Annotated in this window: 10 protein-coding genes and 5 tRNA genes; all 15 read right to left on the bottom strand. The window is 50.0% G+C overall.

What is annotated here, in order from left to right; translation table 11 throughout:
- Positions 1-121 precede the first annotated feature (121 nt).
- Positions 122-214 (bottom strand) — tRNA-Leu (locus tag ACO0LG_RS22500).
- Positions 215-290: 76 nt separating this feature from the next.
- Positions 291-364 (bottom strand) — tRNA-Cys (locus tag ACO0LG_RS22495).
- A gap of 109 nt (positions 365-473) precedes the next feature.
- Positions 474-549: transfer RNA gene (locus tag ACO0LG_RS22490), tRNA-Gly, on the bottom strand.
- A 36-nt stretch (positions 550-585) separates the two neighbouring features.
- Positions 586-661 (bottom strand) — tRNA-Gly (locus ACO0LG_RS22485).
- Positions 662-712: 51 nt separating this feature from the next.
- A tRNA-Gly gene (locus ACO0LG_RS22480) sits at positions 713-788 on the bottom strand.
- Between the two features lie 80 nt (positions 789-868).
- Positions 869-1453: a CDP-diacylglycerol--glycerol-3-phosphate 3-phosphatidyltransferase gene (gene pgsA / locus ACO0LG_RS22475; protein ID WP_423029784.1), complete on the bottom strand. Its 585-nt coding sequence runs from the start codon at positions 1451-1453 to the stop codon at positions 869-871.
- Positions 1454-1530: 77 nt separating this feature from the next.
- Positions 1531-3411 carry an excinuclease ABC subunit UvrC gene (gene uvrC, locus ACO0LG_RS22470; RefSeq protein ID WP_423029783.1) on the bottom strand — a complete coding sequence of 627 codons (1881 nt, stop codon included), beginning with the start codon at positions 3409-3411 and terminating at the stop codon, positions 1531-1533.
- A 33-nt stretch (positions 3412-3444) separates the two neighbouring features.
- A complete protein-coding gene (acpS, locus tag ACO0LG_RS22465) occupies positions 3445-3852 on the bottom strand; it encodes a holo-ACP synthase (protein WP_423029782.1) in 408 nt (135 codons plus the stop codon).
- A 1-nt stretch (position 3853) separates the two neighbouring features.
- Positions 3854-4624, bottom strand: coding sequence for a pyridoxine 5'-phosphate synthase (gene pdxJ, locus ACO0LG_RS22460; RefSeq protein WP_423029781.1), 771 nt, complete (start codon positions 4622-4624; stop codon positions 3854-3856).
- Positions 4621-5481 carry a DNA repair protein RecO gene (gene recO / locus ACO0LG_RS22455; RefSeq protein WP_423029780.1) on the bottom strand — a complete coding sequence of 287 codons (861 nt, stop codon included), beginning with the start codon at positions 5479-5481 and terminating at the stop codon, positions 4621-4623. Before recO ends, pdxJ begins: the two co-directional genes overlap by 4 nt.
- Positions 5482-5489: 8 nt before the next feature.
- Positions 5490-6392 carry a GTPase Era gene (gene era, locus ACO0LG_RS22450; protein ID WP_305258493.1) on the bottom strand — a complete coding sequence of 301 codons (903 nt, stop codon included), beginning with the start codon at positions 6390-6392 and terminating at the stop codon, positions 5490-5492.
- Positions 6393-6399: 7 nt separating this feature from the next.
- On the bottom strand, positions 6400-7323 hold the full coding sequence (gene rnc, locus ACO0LG_RS22445; protein ID WP_423029779.1) for a ribonuclease III: 924 nt from the start codon (positions 7321-7323) through the stop codon (positions 6400-6402).
- A 9-nt stretch (positions 7324-7332) separates the two neighbouring features.
- On the bottom strand, positions 7333-7737 hold the full coding sequence (locus tag ACO0LG_RS22440) for a DUF4845 domain-containing protein (RefSeq protein ID WP_423029778.1): 405 nt from the start codon (positions 7735-7737) through the stop codon (positions 7333-7335).
- 26 nt (positions 7738-7763) lie between these two features.
- Positions 7764-8672, bottom strand: a complete 909-nt coding sequence (gene lepB / locus ACO0LG_RS22435; RefSeq protein WP_423029777.1) for a signal peptidase I — start codon at positions 8670-8672, stop codon at positions 7764-7766.
- A complete protein-coding gene (gene lepA, locus ACO0LG_RS22430; protein WP_186955486.1) occupies positions 8669-10462 on the bottom strand; it encodes a translation elongation factor 4 in 1794 nt (597 codons plus the stop codon). Before lepA ends, lepB begins: the two co-directional genes overlap by 4 nt.
- Between the last annotated feature and the right edge of the window lie 159 nt (positions 10463-10621).

Raw genomic sequence — 10621 nt, 5'->3', positions numbered from 1 at the left:
GAAACAGAAAATAGTGGTTTAAAGCGGCAATTTGCGCATTTGGGAAACCAACAAAAAACCCCGCAGAGCCTTGATTTCATTGGCTTTGCGGGGTTTTATGATGATATGTGATGTAAGTACGTGGTGCCCGAGGCCGGAATCGAACCGGCACGCCCGCTATTAACGAAGCGGCGGATTTTAAGTCCGATGTGTCTACCAGTTTCACCACTCGGGCCCACTACTACAACCTGCTTAGCGAAACGCTAAGTCGGGTTCTGGAAAAAAAGCGCTCTAAAAGCGCTTTTTGTATTTGGAGGCGGGGGTCGGGATCGAACCGGCGTCTACGGCTTTGCAGGCCGCTGCATAACCACTTTGCTACCCCGCCAGGGGTGCTATCTCTGCGTCTTGTCTTGCATGATGTTATCACGCTTGATGATCGCTGAAATGCGGTGCAACTTGAACAAAAAAGGGAAGCCTTGCTTCCCTTCATAATCTGGAGCGGGAGAAGAGTCTCGAACTCTCGACCTCAACCTTGGCAAGGTTGCGCTCTACCAACTGAGCTACTCCCGCAGATGTACTGCTGATACTTCAGGTACTACGCCATTTTGGAGCGGGAGAAGAGTCTCGAACTCTCGACCTCAACCTTGGCAAGGTTGCGCTCTACCAACTGAGCTACTCCCGCATTTTACTACTCACTTGCTTTACTTCTATTTCGCTGCCATTCCAAAAACTTTGGAGCGGGAGAAGAGTCTCGAACTCTCGACCTCAACCTTGGCAAGGTTGCGCTCTACCAACTGAGCTACTCCCGCATCGCGAAGACCAGAATTATATATCATCCAGCCATTGTGTCAACTACCCATTCGAAGATCATTCGGCGATTACTCCACGCTTATCCCATTTTATCGGTGGTTTCCTTGATCAAAGGCCATGCTTTTCGCAGGTAATAGAACATGGACCAGACTGTGAGGATGGCGGCCACAATCAATAACCACGAACCAAAGAAGCTGGTATCGACTACCCCGAACAAGACATCATTGAATAACAACATGGGTATCGCTGTCATTTGTGCAGCCGTCTTGATTTTACCGAGAGAGCTGACTGCCACTGACTTGGAAGCACCGATCAGCGCCATCCATTCACGCAAGGCTGAAATAGTAATTTCACGGCCAATGATGATAAAAGCGAATACTGTATTCACACGGTCTAACTGAACCAGGGCCAACAACGCCCCAGCAACCATCAATTTATCGGCAACGGGGTCAAGAAAAGCACCGAATGAGGATGTCTGGTTCCACCTGCGCGCCAGGAAACCGTCAAACCAGTCGGTTACCGCTGCAACGATGAAAATTACGGTAGCAACAACTCCTTGCTCAAACCGCGTCAACCAGACTTCTGGCAGATAAAAAACACCGACAACCAGCGGTATCAGCGCGACACGTAGCCAGGTCAGCAGGATAGGAAAATTGAAAGGCATGTCTTTTTTGGTTTTTATTCGGTTTATGCTTCAGGAACACTGGCTACAATGCCAGCATCTGACGCAATTATATTTCCCTATCGCAGCCGCTTGTAAATTTCTTCTGCCAATTGGCGGGAAATACCTTCGACACTGGCCAAATCGGCGACGCTGGCATCGCTGACACCTTTCAAGCCACCAAAACGCACCAGCAGGCGCTGGCGGCGTTTTGGGCCTATGCCCTCTATCTCCTCCAGTTGTGAGGTCTGCCTGGCCTTGTCGCGCTTGGCACGCATGCCTGTGATGGCAAAGCGGTGAGCTTCGTCGCGGATGTGGGCGATCAGCATGAGAGCTGCAGATTCTTTGCCCAGTTCCTTTGCTACGCGTCCATCGACGAACACCAGGGTTTCGAGGCCGACCTTGCGGCCTTCGCCTTTGGAGACGCCGACGATGAGGCTGATATCCAGACCAAGCTCAACAAAGACTTGCCTGGCAATCTCGACCTGGCCTTTGCCGCCGTCAATCAGGACGATGTCTGGCATACGGCGTACATTGGCCTCTTCACCGCTGGCATCACCACTGGCGACTTTTTCATAGCGGCGAAATAGCACTTGGCGCATGGCGGCATAGTCATCTCCGCCAGTAATGTCCTTGATATTGAAACGGCGATATTCACTATTTTGCATAGCGTGATGATGAAACACCACGCAGGATGCCTGGGTGGCTTCGCCTTGAGTGTGGCTGATATCAAAACATTCGACACGTAATTCTTCGAGGTTTTCTACATCGAGTTCCAGCACAGTTGCCAGGGCACGGGTGCGGGCCTGTTGCGAGCCCTGCTCTGACAACATGCGCGCCAATGAAAGCCTGGCGCCTTTGATGGCCATATCGAGCCAGGCGCGGCGTTGCTCTTGCGGCTGGAAGGACAAGTGAATGCGATGACCGCATTGCTCTGCCAGGGCCAGTATCAAATCGGGTGCATCGAGTTCAACATTCATGACCAGCGTTGACGGGATGAATTGATCGACATAATGTTGCGCCAAAAAGGCGGAGATGACCTCGACTTCTATTTCATTCTCTGCGACGCTGAGAGCGTCATCGACATGCGTGGGAAAATAAGCACGGTCCCCCAGATGCCGCCCGCCCCTGACCATGGCGAGGTTGACGCAGGCACGACCGCCCTCCACTACCACGGCAAGGATATCGATATCGACATCGCCTGTGGTTTCCATGCTTTGCTGGTGCAAGACTTTGGACAATGCCTGCATTTGATTGCGTACTGCAGCTGCCTGTTCGAATTTGAGTTCCATGGAAAAATCGAGCATCTTTTTCTCCAGGGCCTGCATGACTTCAAGCTGGCGGCCACGTAAAAAGTCGGCGGCATTGTTGACGTCTTGCTGGTAGTCTTCTGGCGCAATAATCTTGACGCAAGGCGCGCTACACCGGCCAATCTGGTGCAGCAAGCACGGACGGGTACGGTTGGCAAACACACTGTCTTCGCAACTGCGTAGCGAAAAGACTTTCTGCAAAATCTGCATCGACTCCTTGACAGCCCAGCTCGATGGAAATGGCCCGAAGTATTGATGTTTTTTATCGATAGCACCACGGTAATACATCATGCGCGGTGTTTTTTCAGTGGTTATTTTCAGATAGGGGTAAGACTTATCATCACGGAACAGGATGTTATAGCGCGGCTTTAATGCCTTGATGAGGTGGTTTTCAAGGATCAGTGCTTCGGCTTCACTCCGTGTCACCGTGGTTTCTAGCTTGGCGATTTTCTCTACCATCATCGCGATGCGCGGGCTGGAAAGGTTTTTGAGAAAATAGCTGGACACACGTTTTTTTAAATCACGCGCCTTGCCGACGTACAGCACTTGGTCATTGCTATCAAAATAGCGGTACACACCCGGCAGGTTGGGTAACTTGGCAACCAGATCGAGCACTTGCTGGCGTGCTTCTAAGATATTTGGTTCAGTCATGATGCAATCAATCTGCAGCGCTTATGAAAGCCGCTACTTTAGCAGGGATTGTTCAACTTCAATGATCACAAAAGCGATGGCGTAATCAGTTTCATCACTGACGGAGATACTCGCCTTCAGGCTACGCGCCTGCATCCAAGCCAGCATATTGCCGTTGGCCTGCGCCTGAGGCTGGCCCTGGTCGTTATTCAGGGTTTGCATGGCATGCCAGTTCATGGGGTCGCGCATGCCCATGCCTACGGCTTTAGAGAACGCTTCTTTTGCGGCGAACCGGGTAGCAAGGTAACGCAGGCCGCGTGCTTCGACCAGGGCTTTGCGTTCGTGGTAAATCGCCAATTCTTCTGGCCCGAGGATTTTTTCAGCAAAACGATCACCATTGCGTGCCAGTGCTTCTTGCATGCGCGAGATTTGTACGATGTCGGTGCCTATGCCGTAGATCATGTCAGGCTGCTCTATGCAAACTTGCCAGGCGGGCTGTGACCATCAAGGCCTTCATGTCGCTAATGGCTTTTTTCCAGCCTACGAACACGGCCTGGGCGACGATGGCATGGCCTATATTCAATTCTGAAATTTCTGGAATAGCAGCGATCGCTGCGGTGTTAGTCATGTGCAAGCCATGACCAGCATTTACTTTCAAACCAAGTCGTATGCCTGCGATAGCGGCTTGTGATATACGCGCCAGTTCTTTCACCTGCAACTCTGGGTCAAGCGCATCAGCATAGCGACCAGTGTGAATTTCTATGACGCTGGCACCGGCTTCTGAGCTGGCCTGTATTTGATGCTCATCTGCATCGATGAATAAGGACACACGTATTCCTGCTTCCTGCAATTGCCGGACTGCAGCCTGCACCCTGGCAAAATCACGGGCAACATCAAGACCACCTTCAGTCGTGACTTCTTCACGGCTTTCTGGCACCAGACAAACATCTTGCGGCACGATGCGGCAGGCCAGATCCAGCATTTCACTATTGACCGCGGTTTCCAGGTTCATGCGCGTCAAGATACGGGGGCGCAATTGCTCTACATCTGCATCGCGGATGTGGCGGCGGTCTTCACGCAGATGCAGGGTGATGCAATCTGCACCCGCCTCTTCTGCCAGCAAAGCCGCCTGCAAGGGGTCGGGATAGGTGGTGCCGCGCGCATTGCGCAAGGTAGCAACGTGGTCGATATTCACGCCAAGTTCGATCAACTGGCTTTGTTGATGGATATTCATAGATTCTGCAAATCGATCAGTATCTGCCGGGTATTGAGCGCAGCGCCATGCAAATGATGAGCAAGCAAAAAGCGCATCAATAGCTTGCTTTGCAATTGCGTGCTTTGCTCAGTATAGTCGCCGCGCTGCATGGCCAGCAAAGTCTTGCCACTAACCCTGGGCACGCTGTCTGCATGCATGGCAGGCCTGGGGCCGCGCTCAGGATCAAGCACATAGAATTGCTCTGCCTGCACGCGCTCACGCTGTTGTGTACAACGCGTCAAGTCGCCAAGCAAACCGGATTCGCGCAGTAGTGCCAACTCGAAACGGCGCAGGACGATGGTGGCTGGTTCATCATGGGCAAGCTGGTTCAGCGTGGATACGTACAGGTCAAACAAGCTGGGATGCGCTTCATCGCGCATCAAAAACTTGACCAGCAACTCATTGAGGTAAAAGCCGCACAGCAAGGCAGATTTTTCCAGCGGCAGCATGCCACCTACCCAGTCTGCAGTCGTCAGTGTACGGATTTCACCTTTGCCCGTCCAGCCCAGTTGCAAGGGCTGGAAGGTTTGCAAGACACTGCGCAATTGCGAATGCGGGCGCTTTGCGCCTTTGGCAACCAGGGCTATACGGCCATGATCACGCGTTAGCACATCGATGATAAGACTGGTTTCTTTATAAGGCCAGGAATGCAGTACAAAGCCTGGCTGTTCCAGTATGCGCAAGTCTTTGGCAGGGGATTTGCTGACAGCGCGAGGCGCGGCTTTGGCTGCGCGTGGTCTTGCAGCAGTTTTTTTTGCAGCAGATGGCGCTGGCGAAACAGCAGCCGTATCTGCAACGGTGCTGTCCTCCTGCACGGCGACTGCCTGCTCATCCATGGATGGTTTTACTCGTAACCGTAAGCACGCAAACCAGCTTCATTATCTGCCCAGCCAGATTTGACCTTGATCCAGATTTCCAGATACACTGGGCCGCCAAACAGTTTCTCCATATCCTGGCGTGACTGGGTAGAGATATCTTTCAGACGCGCGCCCTTGTTACCGATGACCATGGATTTATGGCCGTCCCGATCTACCAGGATGGCAACGAAAACGCGACGCAGATTGCCTTCTTGCTCAAATTTTTCTATCAATACGGTACTTGTATAAGGCAATTCATCGCCAACAAAGCGGAACAATTTTTCGCGCACGATTTCTGCAGCAAGAAACTTTTCACTACGGTCGGTGATGTCGTCTTCGCCAAACATAGGCGGGTTCAGTGGCAGATATTTGCGGATTTCTCCTTCCAGATTTTCAAGCTGGAAGCGCAAGGTTGCCGATACCGGCACGATCGCAGCGAAAGGATGGAGTACTGCCACTTTCTGAGCAAATGGCATCATCACAGCTTTGTCTTTAACGCGGTCTGATTTGTTGATGACGAGGATACAAGGTACATCTTTAGGCAGCAGATTAATAACCTGCTGATCGGCCGGTCCAAAGGTGCCTGCTTCTATGATGTATAGAATAACGTCTGCTGCTGTCAACGTTGTCGTCACAGTGCGGTTTAGCGTGCGGTTTAGTGCATTTGAATGACGGGTCTGGAAACCCGGCGTATCGATATACACAAACTGGGTATTGTCTTTGGTTTGTATGCCGGTAATACGGTGGCGGGTAGTTTGTGCCTTGCGCGAGGTAATACTGACCTTGGCACCTATCAAGGCGTTCATCAGGGTCGATTTACCGACGTTAGGTCGCCCGACGATGGCGATATAACCACAGCGGAAATCAGGATTGTCTATTAATTCAGTCATGCGGTCGTCAGGCAGTCTTAGGGTGAGTCTCGGGGTGAACATCTTGGGTCAGCATTTCATCTGCTGCAGCGGCGCTGGTAACGGGGCTATTTGTGGCTTTGGTTTTCTCGGCCTTGGGCGCTTCTGCATCCAGCAGGCTTTTTTGCTTGGCAGATTGCGGCTTGCTCTCGGCTACAGTCTCACCTTGCACGGTCGCTATACCGGCCAACTTAAGCTGCGAGGCCCGTGGTTTGGTCTTTTTAGCCGCAGGTGAACGTACCAGCATCGCGAGCGCTGTTTCCAGTGCCAGCTTGGCTGCTGCCTGCTCTCCGGCACGACGGCTACCACCAGTACCAAACACTTGTATTTCCAGCTTGGGCACCAGGCATTCAATTTCAAATTCCTGGTTATGTGCTGCACCATGCGTAGCCACCACATTATATTGTGGCAAAGCGATTTTTTTACTTTGCAGGAATTCTTGCAACAAGGTTTTGGCGTCCTTGCCCAGAGTAGTTGGATCAACACTGGCCAGCACAGGCGCATACAGTGACCGTATCACTTCACGCGCTGCGTCAAAACCTGCGTCCAGGAAAATCGCGCCAAAAAGGGCTTCCAGCGTATCGGCCAGAATAGATGGGCGACGGAATCCCCCTGATTTCAATTCACCCTCGCCCAGGCGCAAGAATTGCGATAACTCTATTCTTTGGGCGATTTCATACAGCGACTGTTGCTTGACCAGATTGGCACGCACACGCGACAAATCGCCTTCATCAATATTGGCAAAACTGTCAAACAGCAAAGAGGCGACCACACAATTCAGGACTGAGTCGCCAAGAAATTCCAGACGTTCATTATGCAAAACACTATGACTACGATGTGTCAAAGCCTGCTGCAACAAAGCGGGGTTGCTGAACTGGTGCCCCAGCCTTTTCTGCAATAGTTGTTGATTCATACGAGTAGCTTAATCTGCCTTGGCAGGTTTTGTAACGACGACACCATTCTTTGCTGTAGTGCCTGAATACTCCATCAATATGCTGGCAGGACCAACCAGCGGAATTTTTTTGGAATAAGAAAAATGCAGGTCATAACCACCCTCATTATTTTTAATGATGAGGAGATCCTTGCCCGTCACTGCATCAAAATAACCAACTTCCCTTTGCTTATCAAAGGCTATCTGTATTTCTCTGGGGTTTGTTCCACTCTTGACATTATTCATCGCTTTATTGATGGAATTATATTCAATCGCAGTTGGCACCACCTTCATTGCAACCATAGCAACAACAATTATGACGGCAATTGCCATGATCAAACCGATCAGGGTAATGCCTTCTTGTTTTTTGAATGTGGAATATTGAATATTTGACATAGATTCTTCCTGATTAAAACTGAAATTTAATGAAAACTACCAATGCGCTCGATATCACCAAAATTCATCCAGATGAAAAATGCTTTTCCAACAATGTTTTCATCCGGCACAAAACCCCAGTAGCGACTGTCAGCACTATTATCACGGTTGTCACCCATCATAAAATAGCGACTCTGTGGAACTGTACAGCTAAAGCCGTCGATTTCATAAGAACAAGATTCTTTGTCCTTAAAATCAAGTACCTGTCCCCTGTCGTAAACTGGTTTTTGCTCGTTGACAAGAATGTTATGGGTAACACCTGTTAACTGTTCTTTGTATTGCTTCAGATAATTAAGATTATCACGGAAGTCAGGCATGTTCGCATATGAAACTTCTTTACCATTCACTGACAAACGTTTGTTTTTATACACAATTTTATCCCCAGGCACACCTACTACACGTTTAATATAGTCCACAGTAGGGTCTTCTGGGTACTTAAATACCATGACATCCCCTCTTTGTGGATCATTGATAGAGATGATTTTTTTATTAATCACAGGCAAACGTATGCCGTAAGTAAATTTATTCACCAGTATCAAATCACCAACATACAATGTTGGCAACATTGAGCTGGAAGGGATTTTAAAAGGTTCAAACAAGAAAGAACGCAAGAAAAATACCAGAGCGATTACCGGAAAAAAACTGCCAGAATATTCTATCCAGACTGGCTGCCTGAGCAGATTCGCCTCTATGTCATGGCGGGTATTTTCTTCGAGGCGTATGCCTTCGGCAGACAGCTTGGCGCGGCGAGCGTCGTATTCGGCCAAGGCCTTGTCAGCATTTTGGCGGCGCTGCTTGGCAAAGACAAAAACATCAAGGAACCAGATAACACCGGTCACGATGGTCAGCACAAAAAGGATCAAGGCAAAATTGCCCAAGATTGATTGGAAACTCATTTTTCATCCACTTGTAAAATCGCCAAAAACGCTTCTTGTGGGATCTCTACCGAGCCCACTTGCTTCATACGCTTCTTACCTGCTTTTTGTTTTTCCAGCAATTTGCGCTTACGACTGATATCGCCGCCATAACATTTGGCCAACACGTTTTTACGCAAGGCCTTGACGTTTTCGCGCGAAATAATGTTGGAGCCAATTGCAGCCTGGATCGCCACGTCGAACATTTGGCGAGGAATCAGTTCACGCATTTTGGCGGCCACAGCACGGCCACGGAAATGGCTGTTTGCCCTGTGCACGATAATTGCCAGCGCATCCACCTTTTCGCTATTGATCAGCATATCGACTTTGACCACGTCTGCAGCACGATTCTCCTTGAATTCATAGTCCATGGAAGCATAGCCGCGGGAAGTCGACTTCAAGCGATCAAAGAAATCCAGTACAATCTCGGCCATCGGCATTTCATACGTCAGCTTGACCTGGCGACCGTGATAATTCATGTCCAGTTGCACGCCACGCTTCTGGGTACACAGGGTGATCACCGAACCGACATACTCTTGTGGCATGTAAAGATTGACGGTGACAATAGGTTCGCGGATTTCTTCTATCTTGGATGGCTCAGGCATCTTGGAAGGGTTATCCACCATCAGGATGCTGCCATCTGCCATCAACACTTCATATACCACCGTTGGCGCAGTAGTGATCAGGTCCATGTCGAATTCGCGCTCCAGGCGCTCCTGGACGATTTCCATGTGCAGCAAACCAAGGAAGCCGCAACGGAAACCAAAGCCCAGCGCTTGCGACACTTCAGGCTCATACATCAGGGCAGCATCATTGAGCTTGAGTTTCTCCAAAGAATCACGCAGGGCATCGTATTGATTGGCTTCAACCGGGAACAGACCAGCAAACACCTGTGGTTGCACCTCTTTAAAACCAGGCAAAGGCTCGGCAGCTGGTTTATTGGCAACAGTAATCGTGTCACCAACTTTGGCTGACTTCAATTCTTTAATGCCGGCAATCACAAAACCCACCTGACCAGCAGACAATTCTGTACGGCTCAGTGATTTGGGTGTAAATACACCCACACTTTCAACCAGATGCTGCGCTTCGGTTGCCATGAACAATATCTTGTCTTTAGGGCGCAAAGTACCGTTCTTTATGCGCACCAGCATGACAACACCGACGTAATTATCAAACCAGGAATCGACAATCAGTGCTTGCAAAGGCGCAGTTGGATCACCTTGTGGTGGTGGTACTTTAACGATCAGAGATTCAAGTACATCCTCAACTCCCAGGCCGGTTTTTGCAGAGCAATGCACCGCATCTGAGGCATCTATGCCTATGACTTCTTCAATTTCCTGGCAAGCGTTGTCTGGGTCGGCAGATGGCAAATCAATCTTGTTCAAGACCGGTACGACCTCAACACCCAACTCAATGGCGGTATAACAGTTTGCTACAGTCTGCGCTTCCACACCTTGTGATGCATCGACAACCAGCAAGGCACCTTCGCAGGCAGACAGGGAGCGGCTGACTTCATAACTGAAATCGACATGACCAGGCGTATCGATCAGGTTGAGGTTATATATCTGACCATCGCGTGCCTTGTAATGCAGGGCTGCTGTCTGGGCCTTGATCGTGATACCACGTTCACGCTCAATATCCATGGAATCAAGTACTTGCGCTTCCATCTCGCGGTCGGAAAGACCGCCGCAAAGCTGGATAATACGATCTGCCAGTGTGGATTTGCCATGGTCGATATGGGCAATAATCGAAAAATTGCGGATGTTATTCATTGAAATTACGAAAGAAACAAAGGTGAAGCGAATACCAGCTATAAAAAAAGCGCTCTGAGCTGGGCAAGCTTCCCCAGGCGAGCGCCTTCAGTTTGGGTTTTGCAAAACGCCATTTTACCGGATTTCACCCCGGAAAGCCGAGAAATCGTCGGCTTGATG

The organism is Undibacterium sp. Ji42W, assembly GCF_049340405.1.
Lineage (GTDB): Bacteria > Pseudomonadota > Gammaproteobacteria > Burkholderiales > Burkholderiaceae_D > Undibacterium.
This window is presented reverse-complemented; position numbering and strand designations above follow the sequence as displayed.

What these genes read in the sequence shown, in the direction of transcription:
- pgsA (WP_423029784.1), bottom strand. Translation starts at nt 1,453, where the DNA reads ATGCCTTTCAATTTTCCTATCCTGCTGACCTGGCTACGTGTCGCGCTG.
- uvrC (WP_423029783.1), bottom strand. Translation starts at nt 3,411, where the DNA reads ATGACTGAACCAAATATCTTAGAAGCACGCCAGCAAGTGCTCGATCTG.
- acpS (WP_423029782.1), bottom strand. Translation starts at nt 3,852, where the DNA reads ATGATCTACGGCATAGGCACCGACATCGTACAAATCTCGCGCATGCAA.
- pdxJ (WP_423029781.1), bottom strand. Translation starts at nt 4,624, where the DNA reads ATGAATATCCATCAACAAAGCCAGTTGATCGAACTTGGCGTGAATATC.
- recO (WP_423029780.1), bottom strand. Translation starts at nt 5,481, where the DNA reads ATGGATGAGCAGGCAGTCGCCGTGCAGGAGGACAGCACCGTTGCAGAT.
- era (WP_305258493.1), bottom strand. Translation starts at nt 6,392, where the DNA reads ATGACTGAATTAATAGACAATCCTGATTTCCGCTGTGGTTATATCGCC.
- rnc (WP_423029779.1), bottom strand. Translation starts at nt 7,323, where the DNA reads ATGAATCAACAACTATTGCAGAAAAGGCTGGGGCACCAGTTCAGCAAC.
- ACO0LG_RS22440 (WP_423029778.1), bottom strand. Translation starts at nt 7,737, where the DNA reads ATGTCAAATATTCAATATTCCACATTCAAAAAACAAGAAGGCATTACC.
- lepB (WP_423029777.1), bottom strand. Translation starts at nt 8,672, where the DNA reads ATGAGTTTCCAATCAATCTTGGGCAATTTTGCCTTGATCCTTTTTGTG.
- lepA (WP_186955486.1), bottom strand. Translation starts at nt 10,462, where the DNA reads ATGAATAACATCCGCAATTTTTCGATTATTGCCCATATCGACCATGGC.